At 69.9% G+C, this 22,855-nt stretch carries 22 protein-coding genes; 8 read left to right on the forward strand and 14 right to left on the reverse strand.

All coding sequences use genetic code 11. The annotated features are described in order from the left end of the window. The first annotated feature begins 48 nt into the window (after positions 1–48). On the forward strand, positions 49–993 hold the full coding sequence (locus SK571_RS31200; protein WP_319987667.1) for a ketopantoate reductase family protein: 945 nt from the start codon (positions 49–51) through the stop codon (positions 991–993). Here the strand turns inward: SK571_RS31200 and SK571_RS31205 are convergent. Then, entirely contained in the window at positions 987–3,998 is a 3,012-nt protein-coding gene (locus SK571_RS31205) for an amidohydrolase family protein (RefSeq protein WP_319987668.1), read from the reverse strand. The two genes, SK571_RS31200 and SK571_RS31205, sit on opposite strands and share 7 nt — an antisense overlap. A gap of 121 nt (positions 3,999–4,119) precedes the next feature. Continuing rightward, a complete protein-coding gene (locus SK571_RS31210) occupies positions 4,120–4,509 on the reverse strand; it encodes a hypothetical protein (RefSeq protein WP_319987669.1) in 390 nt (129 codons plus the stop codon). Positions 4,510–4,698: 189 nt separating this feature from the next. On the opposite strand from SK571_RS31210, the gene SK571_RS31215 reads away from it, so the two are divergent. Then, complete coding sequence (locus SK571_RS31215) at positions 4,699–5,853, forward strand: metallophosphoesterase (RefSeq protein WP_319987670.1); 1,155 nt, start codon at positions 4,699–4,701, stop codon at positions 5,851–5,853. Here SK571_RS31215 and SK571_RS31220 read toward each other — a convergent pair. Further along, positions 5,840–6,370, reverse strand: coding sequence for a histidine phosphatase family protein (locus SK571_RS31220; RefSeq protein WP_319987671.1), 531 nt, complete (start codon positions 6,368–6,370; stop codon positions 5,840–5,842). The genes SK571_RS31215 and SK571_RS31220 overlap by 14 nt on opposite strands. Continuing rightward, the gene (locus SK571_RS31225) at positions 6,367–7,281 is read right to left on the reverse strand and encodes a hypothetical protein (protein WP_319987672.1); all 915 of its coding nucleotides are present in this window, start codon (positions 7,279–7,281) and stop codon (positions 6,367–6,369) included. Before SK571_RS31225 ends, SK571_RS31220 begins: the two co-directional genes overlap by 4 nt. 453 nt (positions 7,282–7,734) lie before the next feature. Here SK571_RS31225 and SK571_RS31230 point away from each other — a divergent pair, with 453 nt between their 5' ends. Beyond that, the gene (locus tag SK571_RS31230; protein WP_319987673.1) at positions 7,735–8,847 is read left to right on the forward strand and encodes a hypothetical protein; all 1,113 of its coding nucleotides are present in this window, start codon (positions 7,735–7,737) and stop codon (positions 8,845–8,847) included. Here SK571_RS31230 and SK571_RS31235 read toward each other — a convergent pair. Continuing rightward, the gene (locus SK571_RS31235) at positions 8,800–9,999 is read right to left on the reverse strand and encodes a sugar efflux transporter (protein WP_319987674.1); all 1,200 of its coding nucleotides are present in this window, start codon (positions 9,997–9,999) and stop codon (positions 8,800–8,802) included. The two genes, SK571_RS31230 and SK571_RS31235, sit on opposite strands and share 48 nt — an antisense overlap. Before the next feature lie 64 nt (positions 10,000–10,063). Then, positions 10,064–11,416 (reverse strand): gamma-glutamyltransferase, encoded by a 1,353-nt coding sequence (locus SK571_RS31240; protein ID WP_319987675.1) that lies wholly within the window; start codon positions 11,414–11,416, stop codon positions 10,064–10,066. Positions 11,417–11,544: 128 nt separating this feature from the next. Between SK571_RS31240 and SK571_RS31245 the strand changes: the two genes are divergently transcribed. Next, a complete protein-coding gene (locus SK571_RS31245; protein ID WP_319987676.1) occupies positions 11,545–12,138 on the forward strand; it encodes a DedA family protein in 594 nt (197 codons plus the stop codon). Here SK571_RS31245 and SK571_RS31250 read toward each other — a convergent pair. From SK571_RS31250 to SK571_RS31260, 3 genes are all read right to left on the reverse strand, one after another. Continuing rightward, positions 12,045–13,253 (reverse strand): MFS transporter, encoded by a 1,209-nt coding sequence (locus tag SK571_RS31250; protein ID WP_319987677.1) that lies wholly within the window; start codon positions 13,251–13,253, stop codon positions 12,045–12,047. The genes SK571_RS31245 and SK571_RS31250 overlap by 94 nt on opposite strands. Before the next feature lie 49 nt (positions 13,254–13,302). After that, entirely contained in the window at positions 13,303–14,514 is a 1,212-nt protein-coding gene (locus SK571_RS31255) for an MFS transporter (protein ID WP_319987678.1), read from the reverse strand. Positions 14,515–14,657: 143 nt separating this feature from the next. Continuing rightward, positions 14,658–15,392 carry a carbonic anhydrase family protein gene (locus SK571_RS31260; RefSeq protein ID WP_319987679.1) on the reverse strand — a complete coding sequence of 245 codons (735 nt, stop codon included), beginning with the start codon at positions 15,390–15,392 and terminating at the stop codon, positions 14,658–14,660. Between the two features lie 334 nt (positions 15,393–15,726). Here SK571_RS31260 and SK571_RS31265 point away from each other — a divergent pair, with 334 nt between their 5' ends. Next, on the forward strand, positions 15,727–16,077 hold the full coding sequence (locus tag SK571_RS31265) for an MmcQ/YjbR family DNA-binding protein (RefSeq protein WP_319987680.1): 351 nt from the start codon (positions 15,727–15,729) through the stop codon (positions 16,075–16,077). Here SK571_RS31265 and SK571_RS31270 read toward each other — a convergent pair. From SK571_RS31270 to SK571_RS31280, 3 genes are all read right to left on the reverse strand, one after another. Further along, positions 16,074–16,295: a hypothetical protein gene (locus SK571_RS31270; RefSeq protein ID WP_319987681.1), complete on the reverse strand. Its 222-nt coding sequence runs from the start codon at positions 16,293–16,295 to the stop codon at positions 16,074–16,076. The genes SK571_RS31265 and SK571_RS31270 overlap by 4 nt on opposite strands. 4 nt (positions 16,296–16,299) lie before the next feature. Continuing rightward, positions 16,300–16,764 carry a hypothetical protein gene (locus SK571_RS31275; protein ID WP_319987682.1) on the reverse strand — a complete coding sequence of 155 codons (465 nt, stop codon included), beginning with the start codon at positions 16,762–16,764 and terminating at the stop codon, positions 16,300–16,302. Positions 16,765–16,826: 62 nt separating this feature from the next. After that, the gene (locus SK571_RS31280; RefSeq protein WP_319987683.1) at positions 16,827–17,696 is read right to left on the reverse strand and encodes an MBL fold metallo-hydrolase; all 870 of its coding nucleotides are present in this window, start codon (positions 17,694–17,696) and stop codon (positions 16,827–16,829) included. 81 nt (positions 17,697–17,777) lie between these two features. Between SK571_RS31280 and SK571_RS31285 the strand changes: the two genes are divergently transcribed. Beyond that, positions 17,778–18,593: a LysR family transcriptional regulator gene (locus SK571_RS31285; protein ID WP_319987684.1), complete on the forward strand. Its 816-nt coding sequence runs from the start codon at positions 17,778–17,780 to the stop codon at positions 18,591–18,593. On the opposite strand, the gene SK571_RS31290 is transcribed toward SK571_RS31285, so the two are convergent. Together SK571_RS31290 and SK571_RS31295 are read right to left on the reverse strand one after the other, a co-directional pair. Further along, positions 18,590–20,290, reverse strand: coding sequence for a hypothetical protein (locus SK571_RS31290; protein WP_319987685.1), 1,701 nt, complete (start codon positions 20,288–20,290; stop codon positions 18,590–18,592). The two genes, SK571_RS31285 and SK571_RS31290, sit on opposite strands and share 4 nt — an antisense overlap. A 60-nt stretch (positions 20,291–20,350) precedes the next feature. Then, positions 20,351–20,899 carry a class I SAM-dependent DNA methyltransferase gene (locus tag SK571_RS31295; RefSeq protein ID WP_319987833.1) on the reverse strand — a complete coding sequence of 183 codons (549 nt, stop codon included), beginning with the start codon at positions 20,897–20,899 and terminating at the stop codon, positions 20,351–20,353. Positions 20,900–20,956: 57 nt separating this feature from the next. Between SK571_RS31295 and SK571_RS31300 the strand changes: the two genes are divergently transcribed. Together SK571_RS31300 and SK571_RS31305 are read left to right on the forward strand one after the other, a co-directional pair. Further along, the gene (locus SK571_RS31300; protein ID WP_319987686.1) at positions 20,957–22,132 is read left to right on the forward strand and encodes an SGNH/GDSL hydrolase family protein; all 1,176 of its coding nucleotides are present in this window, start codon (positions 20,957–20,959) and stop codon (positions 22,130–22,132) included. Between the two features lie 89 nt (positions 22,133–22,221). Beyond that, positions 22,222–22,767, forward strand: coding sequence for a DUF4232 domain-containing protein (locus SK571_RS31305; RefSeq protein WP_319987687.1), 546 nt, complete (start codon positions 22,222–22,224; stop codon positions 22,765–22,767). The last annotated feature ends 88 nt before the right edge of the window (positions 22,768–22,855 follow it).

Here is a 22,855-nt window from a genome sequence, read left to right on the forward strand (position 1 = left end):
TCGGAAGTGGAGATTGTCTCCAGTTTATCGTAGCCCACGAGGTGGACCTTGAAGATCCTCATGTTCGGCCGCGGCGTGATCGCCACCGTGTACGGCTGGGCGCTGGAACAGGCCGGGCACGACGTCGAGTTCTACGTCCGGCCCGGCCGCGCGGCGGCGTACGGCGACACGACGAGCCTCGATCTGCTCGACATCCGGCGGCGCCCGTGGGGGCAGCGTGTCGTGCGGGAATGGCCGGCGCGCCTGCGCGAGGAACTGGCACCGGACCACGACTTCGACCTGATCGTGCTGAGCGTGGGGCACCACCGGTTGACCGAGGCGGCGGACTTCCTGACACCCCGCGTCGGCAAGGCCACGGTGCTGGTGTTCGGCAACATCTGGGCCGAGCCGCTGGACGCGATCGGCGCGCTTCCCGCCGAGCAGGTCGCGTGGGGCTTTCCCCAGGCGGGCGGCGGTTTCGGCGAGAACGGCGTGCTGCGTGGCGCCGTCCTGCCGTCCGTCCTCTTCGGAACCGTCGGCCCGCAGACGGAACGGGGGCGGGTGGTGCGGCGGGTGTTCCGCGAGGCGGGGTTCCGGATCAAGGAGGAACCGGACTTCCGCGGCTGGCTGCTGCTCCACTTCGTGTCGGACGCCGGGCTGTTCTCGCAGGGGCTGAGGCTGGGCGCGCTGGCCGACCTCGCGGGACGCAGGCACGACCTGCGCGAGGCGTTGCTGGCCGGGCGCGAACTGCTGCCGCTGGTCGAGGCACGGGGTGTCGTCGTGGGACGCCGTGCACTGCTGTTCCGCGCGCCGACCTGGCTGACGGCTCCCCTGTTCGCCTGGCTGACCGCTCACTTCGGGCCGGTGCGCGACAACTTCGCGACGCACTCCGACCCCGAGGCGGAGGAGCCGCGGGTGATCTGCCGGGACGTGCTGGCGGACGCACGCCGGCTGGGCGTGGCCGCACCGCGGCTGGCAGCGGCGGAACCGAGCTTCGCCGCACCCGTTCAGTGATCGCAGCAGACGCGCTCGGCCCACTCCGGCTCGTGCCACCAGTGCTTGTTCTCCGCGGACGGCAACGGGTCGAGCGCGGCTGACGTCGTGAGGGCCTGGGGCTGCTGCCGGTAGGGCGCGAGCAGGTCGGGGACCCGGTGGAGCACGCCGCCGACCATGACCTGCTCGACGTTCGCCGCCGTTTTGATGTCGGCCAAGGGATTGCCTCGCACGAACGCGATGTCCGCGGCGGCACCGGGTTTGATCGCGCCGAGCGGCAGGCCCAGCCACCTCGCCGGGTTGCGGGTCGCGGTGATGAGCGCTTCCCTCGGTGTGAAGCCGTATTCGACGAGCGCGCGCAGGTTCTGGTGCGTGGCGGTGGCGGGGCTGTCGAGCGGCGCGTCGGTACCGGTGATGACGAACCCGCCGCCGCGGTGGACGTTCAGTGCGAACTCGACCCAGCCCTTCAAGACCGCACGGGAGGCCGTGGCCGCCGGGGTGCCTTGGGTGTTGGCGTCGGCCACGTACCGCTCGTACTCCCACGGCGGGAAGAGCACGCGGGTGCGTTCGTCGGTGACCAGCGACTTGTCCGTGTCGTACAGGGCGCGCGACTGGAACAGCGTGGGCGTGATGGACATGCCGGACCTGGTGAACAGCGCCACCACGTCCTGGTAGGCCTTGCCCTGCCGGGTGATCGTGTGGGAGTAGCCGAGCCGGTTGGTGGCGCCGACGTGTTCCATGCCGTCCATGCCGATGGTGGCGGCCGGGTACAGGTAGTGGGACGACAGCGGCACCCAGGACCGTTGCACGGCGGCCCGTTGCAGTTCGACGGGCAGGCGGACGTAGGTCTTGATCATGTCGTAGCCGAGCTCGTGGGCGCGGCGCAGTTCGAGGTCGAGCTGGGCCTTGCTGAGCGTCGGGCGCATGAAGTTGTAGTAGACGCGCGAGCCGTCCACGGCCTCGCCGGTGGCGTAGAACCGCGGCCCCGTCAGGGTTCCCGCCGCCAGCGCCTCCCTGGTCTCGACCATCTGGTAGACCGGGTCACCCGGTGAACGGACGGTGGTGACGCCGTACGCGAGCCAGACGTTGCCCTGCCGTGCGCCCCACTGGCGGCCGCGCAGGTGCCAGTGGTTGTGGGCGTCGATCAGGCCGGGGATGGCGGTGAGGCCTGACGCGTCGACGTCGGCCTTGCCGCGGTGCGGGCGGATCTCCCCGACCTCGCCGTTCTCGACGACGATGTCGACGTTGCGCTTGAGCTCGTGCGCCTCGCCGTCCCAGCAGGCGCCGACGTGGATCACCTTGCGTTCGGGCGCCTTCGGCTTGCGCCAGCTCAGGCCGTGCCGGATGGTCGTGACCCGGCCGTCCAGAGTGGACTTCCGGATCCGGCCGTTGTTCAGGTACACCAACGCGTCGTTGCCGTGCCACGCCAGCGAGTCCGTGACCTCTCGGGTGATCTGGCGAGGCTCGCCCTGGAAGGTGCCCTTGCCGTCGACCGGGACGACCCACGCGACGCTCTCGACGACGAACGCGATGTGCCTGCCGTCCGGCGACCACACCGGGCCGTCGTCGCCGCGCGTGGCGATCGAGCGGAACGGCATCGGCTCGGTGTACTTGAGCTCGCCGCCGGCGAGGTCGATGCTGAGGATCTGGCTGGTGCCCTCGCGGAACCGGCGGGAGAACGGCTTCACCGCGGCGAGGGCGACCGTGCCGCCGTCCTTCGACCAGGTCGGGCGGCCCGGCTGGAACAGCGTCGGCGTGACCTGCCTGCGCGCCTGCCGGTCGGTGATCCACACCTGGCCGTCCTGGTCCAGGTAGGCGACCTTGGCGCCGTCCGGCGAGAACCGAGGCGTGATCTGCGCGTGCGGCGCCGGTGCGTACAGCTCGTCCTGCCCGGTGTCCAGGTCGCGAATCCACAGTTGCGCGACGCCGGTGCGGTCGCTGGCGTAGACGATCTTCCTGCCGTCGGGCGAGAAGTCCGGGTCGGAGTCGAAGTACCTGCCGTCCGTGAGCTTCGCGGCCTTGCCGTCGCTCAGCACGTACAGCGCGTTCAACGCCCGGAAGGCGATCTTCCCGTCGCTCGACACCACCGGACCGGCGATGCCCTTGACCGCGCCACCCGTGAGGTTCCGGGTGCGGTGCGGCCTGCGGTTGGTGCGCACCGGAACCGTGGCCTCGAACGGGATGTCCTTTGCAGACCCGTTGGCACGGCTGCGAATCCTGCCGTCCGCGGTGTAGAGCACGCTGTCGCCGTCCCAGATCGACGCGAACCCGAAGACGTCCTCGCCCGTGACCACCGCGGTCGCCCCGAGCACCAACTCGGCCTGACCGGGCCGCATCCGCGTGTAGCTGGGCTGGTCACCCGGCCCGAACGCCGCCCCGAACAGCTGCATGCCCGCCGGCGCCGTGACGAGCCGCTCGCGCACGCCGTCCAGCGTCACGGTGTCGACCGCCGCGTTGCCGACGGTGAAGATGATCCGCCTGCCGTCACCCGACCACTGCGGCGCCGCGGCCTCGTCCGGCACCCCGGTCAGCTGCGTGATGGTGCCGCTCGCCAGTTCGAGCAGGTGCACGCCGTAGCTTCCGGCCCGGTCGCTGACGAACGCGAGGTGCCTGCCGTCCGGCGAGAACGCGGGCTCCCGGTGGTCGTGCTTCCCCCGCGTTAGTTGCCTGAGCCCCTTGCCATCCAGCCCGATGACGTACAGGTGGTAGTTGCCGTCCCGATAGGACTGGAACGCGATCTGGCCGCCCGGCCCGAACGACGGCAGCGACGCGTCCTGCAGCTCGTCGGTGAGCTTGCGCGCCTCCCCACCGGCGGAAGGCAGAACCCAGATGGCGGTGACGAGGTCGATGGCGAGCCACTTGCCGTCCCGCGACCGCGACACCGAGATGTTGGTGCCCTGCGTCAGCCTCACCCGCTCGCCGGGCTCCGCCTGAGCCGCGGTGCCGATCGTGAGCGTGGACGCGGCGGTGGCGACGGCGGCGGCCTGGCCGGTGCGGGTCAGCAGTTCGCGACGCGACAGTTCCATGGTGGCACTCCCCCGAATGGTGTTCCCCTTGGAGAACCCACCCTGGCACTGCCCACGCCTTGCGCCATCGGCCGTTCGGACCAGCGTCCACCACACGGGACACTGGTCCCAGCCAACGGATCTAGAGGGCGAGCGCGCCCTCGATGCGGGCCACCATCGCGTCCTCGGCCTCGACGACGACACCGTCGGCCTCGGCGACCTCGCGGCAGATCGCCAGCACAACGCGCGGGAAGTCCTTGGCGTCCTCCGGCGACTTGGCCGTGAGGGTCTTCATCGAGGAGCGCAGCGCCTCCAGGATGACGGGCTCGATCTCCTCGTCGGTGCCGGCGGGCACGGACGGGCGGGCGCTGCCCAGGACGACGCGCAGGTCGGGCGACAGGTGCGCGAGCGCGCGCAGGCCGGCGAAGCGTTCCTCCAGCACGGGGCCGGGGTCGGCGTGGGAAACCAGCAGCATGGCGCCGTACACGGCGGTGCGCAGCGTGCGGCTCTCCTCGTCGGTGTAGAAGATCATGTGGCCCACTCCAGGTCGTCGGGTCAGGCGGTTGTTCTGGCGTTGATTAGAGGACTCTCCAACGCTCTCACGGTTGCTCCTCAGCTGCGAAAACGCCTGTGATGGACGTCTATCGCGGACGAAGCGAACAAACTGGCCGGGCTGTGCGTTGAGATGGGTTGAGACCGTCCGGCCCAGGAGGATGCACGCATGACGACCACCGCTACCCGGCCCCGCATCACGGTTCGGCGGGTGGTCTTCACGCTCGTCCTCTTCTCCGTGACGACGCTGCTGTTCTGGGTGCCGTTCGAGGGCCTGTTCGCGGCGAGCGCGGAGTGGCCGGACCCGGTCCGGCCGATCGCCGCCGTCGTGTTCGTCGCGGCCGCCATCACGATGATCGCGCTGTTCACCCAGCGCGGCAGCGACCGCGCCGCGCGGATCTCCCAGTTCCTGCTGGGTTTCGTGTGGATCGCGTTCGTGTGGACGCTGATCTCCGACGTCGTGCGGCTCGGACTCGCGCTCGGCGGCGTCGAGAACCCGTTCCGCTCCCGCTTCATCGCAGTGCTGCTCGCCGTCCTCATCGTCACCGTGACGGTCTACGGGGTGTACGAGGCGATGCGCGTGCCACGCATCAAGCGGCAAGACGTGACGATTCCCCGGCTCGACCCCGCGTTCGACGGCTTGACCGTCGCGGTCATCACCGACACGCACTACGGCGCCATCAACCGCGCGAAGTGGTCGAGGGGCATGGTCGACGCGGTCAACGAGCTCGGCGCCGACATCGCCGTGCACGTCGGTGACATCGCGGACGGCACCGCCGAGCAGCGCCTGGAGCAGGCCACCCCGCTCGGCGACGTGAACACCGAGCACCGCTTCTACATCACCGGCAACCACGAGTACTACTCGAACGCGCAGGGCTGGATCGACCTGATGACCCGGCTGGGCTGGAAGGCGTTGCGCAACGAGCACGTGGCCCTGGAGCGCGGCGGTGCCAAGCTGGTGTTCGCGGGCGTCGACGACGTGACGGCCAGCCACTCGGGCGAGCCGGGCCACGCCGCCGACCTCGCGCTCGCGTTGCGCGGCGCCGACTCCAGCGCGCCGGTCGTGCTGCTCGCGCACCAGCCGTCCGAGATCAGGAAGGCCGTCGACGCCGGGGTGGACCTGCAGCTGTCCGGGCACACGCACGGCGGGCAGATCTGGCCGTTCCACTACCTGGTGCGGCTGCAGCAGCCGGTGGTCGCCGGTCTGAGCAGGCACGGCGACCGCACCCAGCTCTACACCAGCCGCGGCGCCGGCTTCTGGGGCCCGCCGATGCGCGTCTTCGCGCCCAGCGAGATCACCTTGCTGACGCTCAAAGCGAGTTGAGATGTCCGCTGTCGTTGAACCTGACCAAACGGGGTGACTCGCCGGTCGTGTAGCGGATGACCGTGAGCGCCGCGTGGTCGTGGTTCAGCGTCAGCCACCGCTCGGGCGGGGCGTCCAGCGCATCCCGCACGAGCCAGCCGATCAGGAACGAGTGCGTCACGACCAGCACCGGGCCGTCGCCGGGCCGGGCGAACCGCGTCTCGGCCTCGTGGGCCAGCGCGGGCCCGCGGGTGCGTTCCGACTCCGGGAACCGGTCGAAGAACTCGTCGTGGTCGGGGACGAAGTGCGGCACGTAGTCGTCCGCCGCCGCCTCGGCGCGGCAGGGCACGCGCAGCACGCCGGCGATGATCGACGCGGTCTCGGCGGCACGAGGCGACGGGCCGTGGTGCACGGCCGCGAAACCCGTGCCCCGCAACCGTTCCGCCAGGGCCTCGGCCTGCTTGCGGCCACGCGCCGTCAGCCGGGACTCGTCCTTCGTCGCCTCGCCGTGCCGGACCAGGTGCAGATCTCTTGTCACGCCGTGCAGTCTGCCTTGACGGCACTCGCGGCGTGATGGGCGTAGGTCGGTCCGGAGCTGTTCCAGTCCTGACCTCGGGTGACGAGCTGCACGGTCAGGTTTCCGCTGGCCTTGAACTTCCCGACGCCGACCCACTGCCCGCGCTTGTCGACCTGCTTGATCGCGAACGACGCCATCGGGGTGCCGCCGACGCCGTTGCGGTCGAACACGTAGTACACGGTCGGGTTACCCCCGACCTCCTGCAGACCGCCGTTCGGGATGTGCACGGAGACGTCACACGTGCCGGTCGCCGCGAACGTCCACATGCCGTAGGCCGAGTTGTCGTCGCGGCGCGCGTCGCCGGACATCGGGATCGACACGAACGTCGAGCCGCACTTGCCGTCGCCGTGGTCGACCCAGCCCTTGCGGCCGTCGCGGTACAACCCGACGTTGGTGTAGCCGCCGCAGCCGGGACCGGTCGTGAAGGACTTGGCGCCGCTAGGAGCCCTGCCGGTGTCACCGGCAGGCGGCGCGACGGCGTTCTGCGTCGTCGTCGGCACCAGTCCCAGGGCGGACGAGGCGAGCGACGGGTCCAGGCTGTTCGCCGACGTCGACTCCGCCGGCAGCTCCTCCGGCGGGGTGATCAGGCCGGGGATGTAGCTGTGCGAGGGCTGCGCGACGTCCGTGCCGCCGCTGCCGGAGCTACCGTCGAACGTCACGAGGGCGATCCCGCCGAGGACGAGGAGCGCGGTGATGGCGACGATCGCGGCGGTGCGGGGCTTGAACGGGCCGGCCGGCGGCTTCTCCTCCTGCTCCGGGAGGTCACCGGCCGAGGCCCAGCGGGCGGCACCCCTGGCGCGGGCGGCCTCCATCAGCGCTGGGTCGGGCGCCAGATGGCGCTCGGTCGGTTCTTCGGGGAACTGGGTCGGCACGGAGCGCAGTGTGCCAGGGACACAGGGCCACTCGAACGCGTGGTTCTTTCACGAACGGGTTGTTTGAACTCAATGGACCGCACGCCGTGCAGGCGACTGGGCCGTTTCGTCTACGTAACGTGACGGCGACCGGCGGAGCAGACCCTGATTCCTGACTCGTGAGTCAAGCTAAGCACCGGTGCGCACCTGCGCACACCGGCCGCGCCGGCCCCGAAAAACCGGATCTTGTCCCGGTTCCCGTGTCACAGAACGAAAACACCTGTAGAACGCCTTGATCTCGCCGTGATTCGGGGTAACAGAACCGGTCCAGAGCCGTCATGTTCCGGACACGAAGTCGATCGATCGCAAGATCTGACGGCATCGGCGTCGTCGGCAGGACGGGTTCCGGCGTCCCGATCTTCGCGTGAGCGCGGCAGTAGCCAAGCCCTTCCCGGCCCGCCTAGGGTGCCCGCCATGCCTTCAGGTAGACAGGCCGTCGTGCTGCTTGCCGCCCTCGTGGCGGGTTGCGGCACGGCGATCCCCGGTACCCCCGTCGCCGGACCTCAGATACCTCAGACATCGGCGTCCCAGACCGTCACCGTCGTGACGACGACTCCCGCGCCGAGCAGCAGCAGCGCCGTCCCCCCGCCTGCTCCTCCGCCCCCGCCTCCTCCTGTCGCGAAGTTCGGCAACCCGAACGGCACCACCGCCGTGCCACCGGAGGCAGCCGCCGAGGACACCTCGAGGCCCACTCGCGTGATCGGCACCGGCACGCCTGCGAGCTGCACGTCGCAGGCCGTGGTCGACGCCGTCGCCGCCGGAGGGGTCGTCACCTTCAGCTGCGGGCCGCAGCCGCTCACCATCCCGCTGGCCGCGACCGCGAAGGTCCGCGCGAAGACCGTTCTCGACGGCGGTGGCCGCATCACGTTGAGCGGCCAGGGCCAGCGCCGGGTGCTCGACCACAACGCGCCGAGGCTCGTCGTCCAGAACATCACCCTCGCCGACGGCAACTCGACCGGTGACACGGCCGACGGCGGGGGCGGCGGCGCGATCATGGTGCGCGGCGGTCAGCTCAAGGTCGTGAACTCCCGCTTCGCGAACAACAGGTGCGACGCCAACGGCCCCGACCTCGGCGGTGCCGCGATCCGCGTGACCGACTGGGCCGAGAAGGTGCCGGTCTACGTCACCGGCAGCACGTTCGAGGGCGGTGTGTGCTCCAACGGTGGCGCGCTGAGCAGCATCGGCGCGTCGTGGGTCGTGCTCAACAGCCTGATGAGGAACAACAAGGCCATCGGCCGCGGCGCCAACCCGGCCCGCGGTGGCACGCCGGGTGGCGGCAGCGGTGGCGCGATCTACAACGACGGCAACACGTTCACGCTGCGCGTCGCGGGTTCGCTGATCGAGGACAACCAGGCCAACGAGGGTGGTGGCGCGGTGTTCTTCGTCAGCAACGACAACTCGGGCTCGATGTCGGTCGAGGGCTCCACGCTGCGCCGCAACCCGAGCCTCGGCTTCGAGACCGTCAAGGGGATCTTCTACCTAGGCGTGGGCGGCAAGCCGAAGGTCACCGCCTCGACGATCCAGTGAGCCCGCGACCAGCAGGAGCGCGAGACCGACGACGCACATCGCCAGGCTGAAGCCGTAGACCCAGCGGAACCCCAGCTGCTGGGAGACACCGAGCAACGCGCCCGCGACCATGCCGCCGACGATCTGGGTGTTGCTGAACATCGTCGTGGCGTGGCCCGGGCGGCCGGGGTCGAGGCTCTGGAAGTACGTGATGCCGACGCCCATGATCAACGAGATGGCGGCGGCGTGCAGCAGCTGCGCGGCCATCACCTGCCAGATGGAGTCGGTGAACACCATCAACCCGTGGTAGCTCAACGAGATCGCCGCGCCGATGAGCACGAGCCTGTGCTGCGACATCCGGTTCGCCAGCGAGCCGAACCACAGCATCATCGGGATCTCCAGCGCCGCGCAGAGGCCCATCGCGAGCCCGGCGTCCCCGGCCGTACCGTGCAGTTCGGTCGTGATGAACAACGGCAGGCCGCTCACCGCGAGGCCCACGGCCCCTTGCAGGAACAGGAAAGCGGCCGAAACGACCACCATGGTGCCGCCCGCGGAGCCGGCGGCTTCCTCGGCCTTCTCCTCTTCCGCACGCGCGGGTGGCACCGGGAGCGTGAGGGCGAGGACCGCGACGCCGAGTTGCAGCAAGGCGGTGGAGGCGAACAGACCGACCCACCCGGTCTTCGCGACGAGCAGCGCGGCCACCGGCGGTCCGGCGACCCACGCGACCGAGAGCAACGTCCGCAGCACGCTGACGACCATCGACGGTCCCTGGGAGACCTGCCGGCCGTACGCGAAGAGCTGCGGCAGCAAGGCGCCCGTGATCGCGATGAACACCACGGAGGTGCCGAGCAGGAACCAGTAGTCGCGCAGCACGGCGAACAGGCCGTAGCCGACCGCCCCGGCGACACCGCCCGCGGCGAGCAGGTACCGGCGCTGCACCCGGCCGTCCGAGAGCCTGCCCATGATCGTGCTCGCCACGACCTGCGCGACCGGACTCACGATCAGGAAGAAGCCGAGCTGGAACGGCGTGACCTTGATCTCGCTCGTGAGGAACAGCGAGCCGAACGGCAACGCGAACGCCATCGACACGCCGCACACGACGCTGATGCCGGAGAGTTGGAGGAACGTACGGGACAGGAGCGGCGAGGATGTTCTCTCGCTGAGAGCCGTCACCCGTTGATCGTGCGCTTTGAGCGGTCAATCAGGAAACGAATTATCCCATGATGCGGGCAATCTCTCACACCACTACGATCGCACCGTCGCGACGGTGATCTGCACCACCTCTGAGCAGGCCGGATTCGGTCATTTCGACCACCTGGCAGCCCCCGAAGAACATGCTCGGCGCGCGGAATCGAGTGACCGGGAGTTCGCTTTCCGGTCGAATTCCCGGTTCGACGTGGAGGTGGTCTCCGCTCAGGTGCATGCGCGGCGCGTCGACCGCGTCCTGGGCGGGCATGCCGCGCTCGAGCACGTTCACGAGCACCTGCAGGATCGCGCCGCAGATCCGGCTGGACCCGGCGCTGCCGAGCACGAGTTCGGCCTGGCCGTGCCTCGTCACCACGGTCGGCGCCATCATCGACGGCAGCCGGTCGCCGGGCGCGTGGCTGAAGAACCCGTCCGGCGACAGGTCCTCCTCCCCCATCATGTTGTTCAGGTGCACACCGGCGATCGAGATCCCGGAACCCGCGCCGTTCGTCGTGGTGACGCTGCACGCCGTGCCGTCCGCGTCGAGCACGGAGATGTGCGTGGTCGAGCCGAGGCGGTTCAGGTGCGTCTTGGGGGTGGCGAGCGCGCGGATCAGGTCCTGCTGCGACGGGTTGTCCGGCAACGTTTCCAGCATCTGCGTGAGCAACGCACCCCCCGCGGCGGGTGGTGGGTTCGTGTGGACGTCACGGCCGCGATGCCGCACGTGCAACGGCTCGCGGCGCACGGCTTCGTAGGCTTCCAGGTCCTGGCGGCTGAGGTCGCCGCCCCTCGACCTGATCCAGCCGGTGATCGCACCCGCGATGTCGCCGGTGTAGAACGGCGCCGCGCCATCGCTGCCCAGCCGGTCGAGGGCCTCGGCGAGTTCGGGCTGCACGAGGAGTTCACCCTCTTCGAACGCGGTGAGGCCCGCGCTGTGGGCGAGCGGCATCAGCAGCGACGTGACGTACGCCTGGTACCGGTTGACCCGGTGGCCTTCACGGGCGTGCATCGCCGCCGTGGCCACGAGTTCGTGCAACGGCGCACGGCCGTAGGCGGCGGCTTTGGCGGCTCCGGCGGGCATCCCGTACGCGGCGACCGAGGACGGTCCCACGTGGAATTCCTGTTCCGCGTCACCGAAGTGGACGGTGATGGGGGTCAGCGGAGCGCGGTCGCCCGACGTCCCGCGTCCCGGTGCGACGGCCGAGAAGTCCAGCAGCACAGGGGTTTCCCCGGCCGGCGCGATCATCATGTACCCGGCGGAGCCGAGCCCGGTCAGCAGCGGCTCGGTGACGCAGGAGGTCAGCATCGCGGCGATCGCCGCGTCCACGGCGTTCCCACCGGCGCGCAGCATCACCGCGCCCGCCTGTGCGGTGAGCGGGTGGCCCGCCGCGATCGCGCCTCGCACCGTGAACCTCCAGAAGAGAAGGCAGTCAACGGTAGACCTCGATGCGGCACGCCGACCACTCGGCCCGCTCGGCGAGCACTTGGGTCCCGGAGGTTGAGATCTTGGTCAAAACGGGTATTTCGACGACCATGGAGTGGATCACTCGGCTGATGGAGGCGCTGGGCTCGCCCGGCGCGGGCATCGCGGTCGCGCTGGAGAACGTGTTCCCGCCGGTGCCGAGCGAGGTGATCCTGCCGCTGGCGGGGTTCACCGCCGGCCAGGGCAAGATCTCGCTGATCGCCGCCATCCTGTGGACTACGGCGGGGTCGGTCGTGGGCGCTCTGGTCCTGTACGGCTTGGGCGCGTGGCTCGGGGTCGACCGGCTGCGCAAGGTCGCGGACAAGATCCCGTTCGTCACCGCGTCCGATGTGGACAAGGCCGACGAGTGGTTCGACAAGCACGGCAACAAGGCCGTGTTCATCGGGCGGATGGTGCCGGTCGTGCGGAGCCTGATCTCCGTCCCGGCGGGCGTGTCCGGGATGCCCGTCCTCAAGTTCACCCTCTACACGGCGGCGGGCAGCCTCGTGTGGAACACCGCGCTGATCCTCGCCGGCTACGCGCTCGGCGACAACTACGAGCTGGTCGACCGCTACCTGGGGTGGGTGTCGACGGTGGTGCTGGCCGCGCTGGCCATCGCCCTCGTCTGGTTCGTGGTCTCCCGCGTCAAGGAGCGCCGTTCGTAGAGCACCGACGCCACCGCGATCGCGAGACCGGCCACGGACAGCGCCACGCCGACCCACGCCGTCGAGGTGTAGCCCCAGCCGGCCGCGATGGCCAGGCCGCCCAGCCACGCGCCCGCGCCGTTCGCGACGTTGAGCGACGAGTGGTTGGACGAGGCCGCGAGCGACGGCGCGTCCGGCGAGGCGTCCATCAGCCTGATCTGCAGGGCGGCCGCGAGGATCTGGATGGTGAAGCCCAGCAGGAACAGGAAGAGGAACAGGAAGACCGGGATGGTCGCGGTGAGCCCGAAGAGCACCAGGATCACGCAGACCGCGATCAGCCCGCCGAACACCGAGCCCGCCGGCGAGCGGTCCACGAACCGGCCACCGAACGTCGCGCCGAGCGTCATGCCGAGCCCGAACACCGCGAGGATCCACGGCACGACACCGGCGGGCAGCCCGGCGACCTCGGTCGTCAGCGGGGCGACGTAGGAGTAGACGGCGAACATGCCGCCGAAGCCGATCATGCCGGTGAAGATCGCGAACCACACCGTCGGGCGGCCGAACGCTCGGACCTCGCCCTTCATCGACGCGCCCTCGGCCTTGGGCACCAGCGGCACCCAGGCCGCGATGGCCCCCGCCGTGACGAGCGCGATCACCGCGACCGCGAGGTACGCCGTGCGCCAGCCGATCTGCTGCCCCGCTGCTGTCGCCAGCGGCACGCCCACGAGGTTCGCCACGGTCAGACCGACCATCACGCGTGCAACGGCCGTGCCGCGCCGTTCTGGAGCGACGAGCGTGGCGGCGACAACGGCCGCGATGCCGAAGAACGCGCCGTGCGGCAGTCCGGCGACGAACCGCGCGATGAGCAGCAGCGTCTTGTCCTGCGCGGCAGCCGACAACCCGTTGCCCAGCGCGACCGCGAGCATGAGACCGATCAGCATGCCCTTGCGCGGGAGCTTGACCCCGAGCACCGCGATCAACGGCGCACCGACGACGACACCGGCGGCGTAGAGGCTGATCGCGTGACCTGCCTCGTAGTCGGGGATGCCGAACGTCTCCGCGATCTGCGGCAGCAGGCCCATCGTCGCGAACTCGGTCGTACCGATGCCGAACCCGCCGAGCGCGAGAGCGGTCATGGCGCGGGTGGTGTTCAAAGCTTTCCCCAATGGGTGTCAGCAGCAGAGACTAGTTAGCTACTGGAACGATTTTACGGTCTTTCTGACGCGCTTCAGAAGACTCCGCGGCGGTGCCGCTGCTCACACGCCGTTCGAGCACGACGGACACCACGGCGATCACCAGGCCACCGACCGCGAGCAGGGCTCCGATCCAGTTCGGCGCGGTGTAACCGAGGCCGTGCCCGATCGCGAGCCCGCCCAGCCACGCGCCACCGGCGTTGCCCAGGTTGAACGCCGCGATGTTCGCCGCCGACGCCAGCGCCGGCGCACCTTCCGCGGTCTGCATGACCCGCATCTGCAGCGGCGGCACCGTCGCGAACCCGGCCGCGCCGAACAGCACGATGGTGATCGCGGCCGGCACCGGCGAGTGCGCGGTGAACACGAACGCCGTCAGCACGGCGGCCAGCGAGATCAGGATGACGATCACGCTCTTCATGACCGACCGGTCTGCCGCCTTGCCGCCCAGCAGGTTGCCCGCGAACAGGCCGACGCCGAACAGCACCAGCAGCCACGTCACGGCACCCGACGAGAAGCCCGCGACCTCGGTCATCATCGGCGCGATGTAGGTGAACGACGCGAAGACACCCGCGAAGCCGAACGCTGTCATCAGCAGTGCGAGCCACACCTGCGGGTTGCGGAACACGGCGAGTTCGCTGCGCAGGTCCCCGCCCTGCGCTTCCTGACGCGGCACGAGGAACACGATGCCGAGCAGCCCGATCACGCCGAGCATGGTCACCGCCCAGAACGTCGAACGCCAGCCGAGTTCCTGGCCTAGCGCCGTGCCCATCGGCACGCCCAGGACGTTCGCCACGGTCAGACCGGTGAACATCAACGCGATGGCGCTCGCCCGGCGTTGCGGCGCGACGAGGTCAGCGGCGACGACCGAGCCGACGCCGAAGAACGCGCCGTGCGCCAGTGCCGCGACCACACGACCGCTCATCAGCACGCCGTAGGTGTCCGCGAGCGCGGAGACCAGGTTGCCCGCGATGAACAGCACCATCAGCCCGAGCAGCATCTTCTTGCGCGGCAGGCGCCCGCCGAGAACGGTCAGCAACGGCGCGCCGATCACGACGCCGAGCGCGTAGCCGGAGATCAGCAGCCCCGCGCCCGGAATGGAGACGCCGAGGTCAGCAGCCACCTCGGGAAGCAGTCCCATGATCACGAACTCGGTCGTGCCGATGGCGAAGGCGCTGATCGCGAGGGCGAGCAGAGCGACAGGCATGTCACACAGTCCTTGAAGTCGTAGGTTGTCCGCGTTGGCAATAGTTGCACACGCGGGCAATTGCTTGCGACTCCTGAATCGGTGAAGCGCGTCACGCGCAAGAGGCCGGCCCCGCAGGACCGGCCTCTCTCCTGTCAGCTACCTCAGATGCGCGGGACGTCCACGAACGTGCGGCCGTTGAGCGGCTGCGTCGCACGGGCGTTGCCCGCGGTGAACAGACCCTCGAACCGCGCGATGGTCGCGGCCGACACGTGCTGCTCGCCGGTCAGGTACCACTCGACGCCCTCGGTGAACGGCGCCGTGGTGAGCGAGCCGGTGTAGTGCAGCGTGTGGTGACCCGCGGGCAGCAACCGGTTGAGGTCGATGGGCTCGATGTCGACCGGCGCACCGCACTCGGGCGAGAGCTTCGCCAGCACGTCGTCCACCACGGAGTGCGAGCCGACGACCAGCGGAACGCCGACCACCAGCAGCTTGCCCGCGGCACTGCGGTGCACGAGGTGCATCTCGAGCGGGGTGTTGCGGCCGCCGAACTGGTGCTCGGACGGCGTGTGGAAGTGGAACTGGACCAGGTCGTATCTGGTGCCCGCCACCGTGACGTGGCCTGCTCCGGGCTCGACCTCGGCCTCTTCGGTCTCCTCGTGGTCGCGGACCGTGCAGCCGTCGGCCCGGTCCACGTCCTTGCGGATGTACTTCAACTCCAGTGCGGAGTGCCCGTAGGACACGTCGAGCTTCGGCGCGTGCAGGTCGAACCGGATCGCGTTGGCCGTGACGTTCACGGGGCTTTGCTTCGGCGTCGCCGACTCGGCCGCGCCGCTCGCGAAGAAGGTCGCGGTGAGCACGAGTGGAAGAAGCGCCGGAAGGGATCGCTTGATGTTCATGGCGCTACTTTTCACCCGATCGAGTGAAATAGGGAAGAGACTGTGGTCGCGCTCTCATCAGCCGGAAATATTCCCAGTCATCCCATCGTGACAATACTGAACTGCTTCAGCCTCGCGACGTGCGAACATGCAGTTCAGAATGCCGCAACTCACTTGCAACAAGGACTCTCACAGCAAGCTCGTTGAGGACGCAAATTCGAATTGAGACGGCATTGCCCCGGCGCAAGAATTGAAGAACGAGAACGTTCTTGATCACCATTGTCCGATTCAAGCTGTTTTGCCGAATTTGCCTGAAGTGACTCCGTTGACGCAACGTGTGCGACAAGATGGACCAATGGTGACCGTCGCCGACATCCGCACCGTGGCACTCACGCTGCCGCGCACCACCGAACACCTCATCCGCGACCGCGTGAAGTTCCGGGTGGGCCAGATCGTCTACGCAGCCCTCTCCCGCGACGAGACCGTGCTGGGCTTCGGCTACCCGCGAGAGGAACGGCAAGCGCTCGTCGCGAGCGACCCGGTCAAGTTCGCGTTCCCCGGTCAGTCCGACATGCGCTTCCAGTGGGTGCACGCCTCGATGGCCGAGCTCGACGTCGAGGAGATGACCGAGCTGGTCATCGGGGCTTGGACCATGTGCGTGCCGAAGAAGGTCATCCGCGAGCACCTCGGCGAGGACTTTGTTTAGTCAACACTGAAGCTATCGAGCACACCGTCGTTGAGGCGTCCGTGGAAGGCCCCCGTCCCCTTCGCCTCCCGTTCCGTCACCCGCTCACCGGAGGGCAGGGCGAAGACGTCGAGCACGCTCCACGCCGTTGCCGCGACCACCCGGTCTCCCGGCAGGAACGCGAGCGGATACGGCGTCTGCTCGGAGTGATAGGTGCCGCGGTCGACCTCCAGCACCACGGTCTTAATTCCCAGGTCGACGACAACGGCCCGAGACCCGTGGTCCACGCACACGGCGGCATAGCGGCCGTCCACCGACGTGTGGAGTGCGAGCACGGGCTTCCGGCGCTGGTGCGGGTTCGACCTGGTCGACCTCCAGTTCCACCGCGCGGACGAACCCGGCCTGATCCACCAGGCCCGACTCGGTCAGCGCGAGCCAGCCGTGCGGCAACGGTGCCAGGCAGCGCTCGTTGAGAGGCCGGACGTCCCAGGACTCCGCTCGCACGGTTCCCGCCACGAAGCGGTCCTCGTGCCGGATCTCGGGAGTTCCTCCCCAGCCGAGGCTTTCGCCCCAGTCCTCCGCCCTCTCCGCGCACCCCTCGCAGACGGTGAGCAGCGGCCTCCCGACGCACTCCCCGCACACCACGTCGTACCGCACGCCAGAGCCCGTCAGGACGCGGTAGAAGTCCGGCGACTCCTCCACCAGCACGTGTTCGCACGCACGGGACGAACCGGCGACGGCCGCACTCGAGCAGTCTCACCAGGCCGACGCTACTCAGCGCAGAGGCAGCCCACCCCGGGTTCGATCCACTCCCGGCCCGCCCACTCCGGATGCCGCTCGACCAGCACCGCCGTCACCTCGGCCACGATCTCGTCGAGTCCCGCCGCGGAGTCGCGCCGCCGCCACGTCTCGTCCCGCAACTCCCCCAGGTAGTCCCGAACCCCTTGCAGCACCGCGACATCGCCCACCGACCCATGTCCCGGCACGACGACGCGGGGCTCGCCGGCGATCAACCGGTCCAGCACGTCGATCCACGCCAGCCCGGAGACGTCGGTGTCGTGCGGAGGGAACCACGGGAAGATCGCGAACTGCCCGGTCTCGGCCAGGTCGCCGGTGAACAGCACGCCGGCGTCGGGCACCTCGACCACCTGGTCCCCCAGCGTGTGCCCGCGCCCGGTCGGCCTCAGCAGCACCGTGCGGCCGCCGAGGTCGAGTGCGCGGACGCCGTCGTACACCTCGTCCGGCACCGGGATCTCGGCGTCCGCCAGCCGTTCGGCGATCGTGCCGCCGAACCCGCGGAACGTCTCCAGGTAGCCCGATCCCTTGCGCCGCAGGTCATCCGCCTGCGCCCGGTTCACCAGGTAGGAGTCGTCGAACACGGACGCGCCGAACGCGTGCTCGGGGTGGAAGTGCGTCGTCGTCAGGTGGATCCGCCGGCCGCGTGCCACCTCTTCGGCGAAGTGCCGCACGTGTGACGCGTTGGCGAGACCGAGTCCCGTGTCCACCACGAGAACCGCCTCGGTGCCGCCGATGATCCCGATGTTGGGCACCAGGGCGATGTGCTCGTTGGGGATCACGAGCACGCCGCCGGCCACCTCGGTGGCGCCGGAGATGTCGACGACCGGGTCAGGAAGGTTCATGCCTCCACTTCACCCGCGCCGGCCGGGGCCGTCCAAGACCATCTGCGCAGTCCCGATACCGCGCGAGTATCGTGCCTGTTCATGGAGCTGCGGACCCTGCGGTACTTCGTCGCGGTCGCCGAGGAGCTGCACTTCGGGCGCGCCGCGCGGCGCCTTCACCTGAGCCAGCCGCCGCTGAGCCGGGCGATCAAGCACCTGGAGACCGACCTCGGCGCGACGCTGCTGCGCCGCTCCCCCGCCGGCGTCACGCTGACCGCCGCAGGCCACGTCCTGCTCGCCGAGGCGAGGGCCCTGCTCGGCCACGCCGACCGCATCCGCGCCAAGCTCGCCAGGACGACGATCACCGTCGGCATGCTCGGCGGCCACGGGACCGGCGTGGCCGAGGCGTTCCGGCGCAGGCACCCGCACGTCGAGATCCGCGTCCGCGAGACCGACCTGACCGACCCGACCTGCGGCCTGCGCACCGGTCAGGTCGACGTCGCCCTGACCCGCGGCCCGTTCGACGAGAGCGGCCTGAAAACCCTTGTGCTGCACCAGGACCCGGTCGGCGCGGTGCTGCGGCGCGACGATCCGCTCGCGGCGCGGGAGCGGATCACCACGGCGGACCTCGCCGGTCGCGACTGGTTCCAGTTCCCGGACGGGACCGACGAGATCTGGCGGAACTACTGGAACGGCGGGGAACCGCGCACCGGCCCGACCGTCCGCGCGGTCCAGGAGTGCGTGCAGTCCGTGCTGTGGAACGGTTCCGTGGGCCTGGCGCCGCTCGGCCACGACCTGGGCGAGCTCGTCGTGGTGCCGCTGGCCGACATGGCACCCAGCCCCGTCGTGATCGCGTGGATCGAGGACGACCCGCTCACCCGCGACTTCGTCCAGGCGGCGGTCCAGGCGTACCGCTAACCCCTGCTGTACCCCCATTTCGTGCGCGTGGCCGCGTCCTCGATGCCGGTGAAACCCTCGTTCGGCACGAACACGTCCTCGCCGAAGTCCATGTCGGTGTCGTCGGCTGTGCCGCCGGCGGCGTCGGCACCGACCGCGAACATCGCCGTCGGGTTGCCGCCCTGGTCCATCAGCGTGTCGTGCTCGTTGAACTGGTCCTGGTGCCACGAACCGGAGATGTGCCCCAGCTCGTGCGCCGCGATGTTGCCCAGCGCGCGACCGACGAACAGGATCTTGTCGCTCTCCGGCTTGACGTAGGTGTTGAGCGAGATGGGCGGTCCCGCGGGCAGGCTCAGCCGGTCGAGCTGCACCAGCGCGGTCTCCTCGTGGCCGAAGTTGCCGGGGTCGATGCTCTGCGCGATGGCCACGGTGTCCACACCGGACTCGGCGACGGTGCCGCCGATCACCAGGCGGCTCACGTTCTTCTGCCCCCACGGGTCTGCGTGGTGGCGGCTGTCGAGCAGCCGGACGCCGAAGTCGCCCCGCAGCGCCAGGTTCTCCCGGATCGTGTTCACCGCCGCGGAGATCACGGCGTTCTCGTCGGACGCGCTCAGGCCCCACGCGGCCAGGAAGTGCACCATCGGGGACAACGACCTGGTGCCCGGCACACCCCACGGCGAGGTGTCGACGAGAGCGCCGTCGAAGTCCACGAACACCGTCTGCAGGCCCGCCTTCTCACTGCCGGGCCGGAACGCCTTCACCGTCAGGTCGTAGCGGCCGGCGCCGTCCTCGACGCCGACGTGGTAACGGCCGTCCCGTGGCGCGATGTAGTCCGTCACCGCGTTGCCACCACCGGGAAGCGGGCTCGTCGCCGGGTAGACGACCGAGAAGTCCTGCCGGGAGCCTTGGACCTCACGGCCCCTGGTGTCGTGCACGACGACCTTGCGCGCGGACCCCGTGACCGACGCGCCGACGACATCGCCCGCCTTCAGGTCGATGGCGAAGAAGTCCTTGTCTCCCTTGCCTTCTCCGGTGCCGAGAGTCAGCTCGTAGGTGCCAGAGCTGTTCGGGCCGCCCGTGACGCGCACGAAGTGGTCGGCGCCGGCGGTGAGTTCCACCGACAGAGTCGCGTCGATGCTCGGGCCGACGTTGTCGTTGGACGCGATCTCGGCGCCGGCCGCGTCGAACACCGTCAGCACGGTGTCGAGGTCGCTGCCGGGCGTGAGCGTCGCGACGGACGTGAGCCCGGCGCCGCGCAGCCGGTAGAAGTCCTGGTCCCCGCCGGTGATCGTGCCGGTCGTGCGGATCGCGCGGCGGGTGGTGCCGACACCCGTGCCGCTCGCCGTCGCCGCAGAGTCGTTCGGCTCGGCGGCCTCGGGGACGACCGGCATGGTCGGGTCCGCGAGCAGCGAGCCCGTGAACACCGCGCCGCGGTGGCGGCGGAAGTCCGTGGACTCGGCGGCCCACCAGCTGTCGTTGCGGCCCCGCGCCGAGGCTGGCTCACGTTCCGCGTGGACGTAGTCCGGCACCGTCGAGGAGAGGACGCGTGCCCGGCTCCTGGCGTCGCGCGCCCTCGCCACCGCGGCCAGGTCGATCCTGCCCGGGTCCTCCACGAAGGCCAGCAACGGATCCGGCTGGACCGGTGCCGGTGCCGCCGCCACGGCGGTCTGACCGCTCACCACCAGTGCGGTGGCGGCGATCGCTGCTGCTAAACGCAATGTGCTCCCCCTGCCGGTAGATCAACCAGATCTACCGCGTCCGGAGGAGCCGGGCCAGGGTCAGGGCCTGTTGAGACGGCTCACGGTCACCGCGTAGTCGCCGCCCTCGAAGGGTTTCCGGTCCCACGTGGCGAACCGTTCGACCAGCGTGAGCCCGGCTTGTTCGCAGTGCTCGTCGTAGTCGTCGGCGGTGTAACCGCGGTCCAGGCTGAAACCGGCGATCAGCACGTTCCCCACGTGCCTGGCCACACCCGCGACGAGTGCCGCCTGCGTGCCGGGAGGGGTGAACAGCGGCACGTTGCCCGCCATGACGACCACGTCGAACGTCCGGCCCAGGTCGAGTTCGGCCAGGTCGGACAGCACCCACGGGATGTCCGGCGCCTGCTTGCGCGCGTGGGCCAGCATCGAGGCGTCGACGTCCGCGCCCACCACCTCGATTCCGTGCCTGGCCAGCTCGATTCCGACCCGTCCGGTGCCGCACCCGGCGTCCAGGACGGAGGCCGGCTCGAACGCACGCACGAAGGTCGCCTCTCCGTGCACGTCCATCCCCGACTCGGCGAGCGAGTCGAACCTGCGCTGGTACTCCGCCCCGTTCCACACGATGGGCATCATAGATCCGAAGATCGGCGGATACCGGACGAGCAGGAGCGCTGCCAAGGTCGAGGTATGACGCGCTTTCTGCTGGCAGTGGCGTTGCTCGTGGCCGCGGCCTCGCCCGCGCAGGCCGCACCGCCCCGGTGGGTGGGCACGTGGGCGACCGCGCCGTCCTCCGCGGTCCCCGGCACGGAGAACGGCTATCCGAACTTCTCGGTGCGCAACATCGTGCACGTCAGCGCCGGCGGCAAGGAGATCCGCGTCCGGCTCTCCAACGCCTACGGCCGCACCCCGATCCTGTTCGGCCAGGTCACGGTCGCCCGCGCGGCCGGTCCGGACACGCCCCTCGCGCTGCCCGGCACGATGCGCACGCTGACATTCGGCGGCGCCAGGTCGATCACGGCCCCGCCCGGCGCCGACGTGGTCAGCGACGGCGTGGCGCTGACCGTCCCCGCCGACTCCGACCTGCTGGTGAGCGTCTACACGCCGGAGCCCGGCGGCCCCGTGACGCGCCACCAGCTCACGATGCAGAACTCGTACTTCACCCGCGACGGCGACCACACCGCCGACGAGTCCGCCGCCGCCTACCGCGAACGCACCACGAACTGGCACTACGTCTCCGGCGTGGACGTCAGGTCCTCCAGCCTGCGGGGCAGCGTCGTGGCGCTCGGCGACTCGATCACCGACGGCGCGAACTCGACGTGGGGCGCGAACCTGCGCTGGCCCGACCAGCTCGCCGACCGCGTGAACACCCGCCTGGGCGTGCTGAACGCGGGCATCAGCGGCAACCGCCTGCTGCTCGACGGCGACTGGGCCGGTCCCAACGCGCTGGCCAGGCTGAACCGCGACGTGCTCACCCAGTCCGGCGTCCGCACGGTGATCGTGTTCGAGGGCATCAACGACATCCAGCAGACCCCGCACCAGACCGACCCGGCCAAGATCATCGCCGCGCTGAAGCAGATCGCGTCCCGGTCGCACGACCGCGGCCTGCGGGTGATCGGCGCGACGATCACCCCGTTCAAGGGCTGGAACAGCTACACCGAGGAGCTCGAGTCGGTGCGCCAGGCCGTGAACGCGTTCATCCGGACGAGCCCCGACTTCGACGCCGTCGTCGACTTCGACCAGGTGATCCGCGACCCGGCCGACCCGCAGCGGATCAGGCCCGACTACGACGAGGGCGACCACCTGCACCCCGGTGACAAGGGCTTCGAGGCGATGGCGAAGGCGGTGCGGGTCGCCACGCTCTGACACCCGATCGAGCGGTGCGGGTTTGTGAGACCCCTGCCCCGGTCATCCGATGGAGATCAACACGAACCACCGGGTCAGGGAGTCCTCGAATGCGTCTCACGATCATCGCCGCCCTGCTCACGGTCAGCGCGACGGCCTGCGGGGCGCCGGACCCCGCGCCCCGAGACCAACCGGCTGGCTCGACCGCACCCACGTCGGCGAGCGACCAGCAGCAGCCCGCGGTGAAGGCCGAGCTGACCATGCAGGGCAAGCCCGGCCTCGGCCTGCTGGCCGCGACGAACCAGGGCACCGCGCCGATCACGTTCCAGGGCTGGCCGAAGCTCGCCTTCACCAACCCCGCGAACCAGCCCGCCGCGATCCCGGTGGAGCAGAAGCTGGTGCCCGGCGAGGGGCCGTCGATCACCCTGCAGCCGGGCCAGACCGCGTTCGCCGGCGTGCAGCTGGACGTGGACGACGACGCCGGCTCGTTCGCCATCAACGAGATGACCGCCGAGCTGCCGGGCATGGCGCCGGTGAAGGTGGCGTTCGTCGGGACGGACGGCCAGCCGATCGCCGACCTGTCCAGGCTGAAGGTCAGCGAGGCCAAGGTCGGGACGATGCAGCCGGCCGCCCAGGGCGTCCTGGTGTTCGACTAGGGCCTGTATCGAAGTCTGGTTCGATGAGAGTCGCGCTTGAGGTGGTTCCTGGTGGTGCGGCCGGATGGCCCGCATACCGGTGTTGTAT

This window comes from Lentzea kristufekii (assembly GCF_033949925.1).
GTDB classification, from domain to species: Bacteria; Actinomycetota; Actinomycetes; order Mycobacteriales; family Pseudonocardiaceae; genus Lentzea; species Lentzea kristufekii.

What these genes read in the sequence shown, in the direction of transcription:
- SK571_RS31205 (WP_319987668.1), bottom strand. Translation starts at nt 3,998, where the DNA reads ATGGAACTGTCGCGTCGCGAACTGCTGACCCGCACCGGCCAGGCCGCC.
- SK571_RS31210 (WP_319987669.1), bottom strand. Translation starts at nt 4,509, where the DNA reads ATGATCTTCTACACCGACGAGGAGAGCCGCACGCTGCGCACCGCCGTG.
- SK571_RS31215 (WP_319987670.1), top strand. Translation starts at nt 4,699, where the DNA reads ATGACGACCACCGCTACCCGGCCCCGCATCACGGTTCGGCGGGTGGTC.
- SK571_RS31230 (WP_319987673.1), top strand. Translation starts at nt 7,735, where the DNA reads ATGCCTTCAGGTAGACAGGCCGTCGTGCTGCTTGCCGCCCTCGTGGCG.
- SK571_RS31245 (WP_319987676.1), top strand. Translation starts at nt 11,545, where the DNA reads ATGGAGTGGATCACTCGGCTGATGGAGGCGCTGGGCTCGCCCGGCGCG.
- SK571_RS31250 (WP_319987677.1), bottom strand. Translation starts at nt 13,253, where the DNA reads ATGACCGCTCTCGCGCTCGGCGGGTTCGGCATCGGTACGACCGAGTTC.
- SK571_RS31255 (WP_319987678.1), bottom strand. Translation starts at nt 14,514, where the DNA reads ATGCCTGTCGCTCTGCTCGCCCTCGCGATCAGCGCCTTCGCCATCGGC.
- SK571_RS31260 (WP_319987679.1), bottom strand. Translation starts at nt 15,392, where the DNA reads ATGAACATCAAGCGATCCCTTCCGGCGCTTCTTCCACTCGTGCTCACC.
- SK571_RS31265 (WP_319987680.1), top strand. Translation starts at nt 15,727, where the DNA reads ATGGTGACCGTCGCCGACATCCGCACCGTGGCACTCACGCTGCCGCGC.
- SK571_RS31280 (WP_319987683.1), bottom strand. Translation starts at nt 17,696, where the DNA reads ATGAACCTTCCTGACCCGGTCGTCGACATCTCCGGCGCCACCGAGGTG.
- SK571_RS31285 (WP_319987684.1), top strand. Translation starts at nt 17,778, where the DNA reads ATGGAGCTGCGGACCCTGCGGTACTTCGTCGCGGTCGCCGAGGAGCTG.
- SK571_RS31295 (WP_319987833.1), bottom strand. Translation starts at nt 20,899, where the DNA reads ATGCCCATCGTGTGGAACGGGGCGGAGTACCAGCGCAGGTTCGACTCG.
- SK571_RS31300 (WP_319987686.1), top strand. Translation starts at nt 20,957, where the DNA reads ATGACGCGCTTTCTGCTGGCAGTGGCGTTGCTCGTGGCCGCGGCCTCG.
- SK571_RS31305 (WP_319987687.1), top strand. Translation starts at nt 22,222, where the DNA reads ATGCGTCTCACGATCATCGCCGCCCTGCTCACGGTCAGCGCGACGGCC.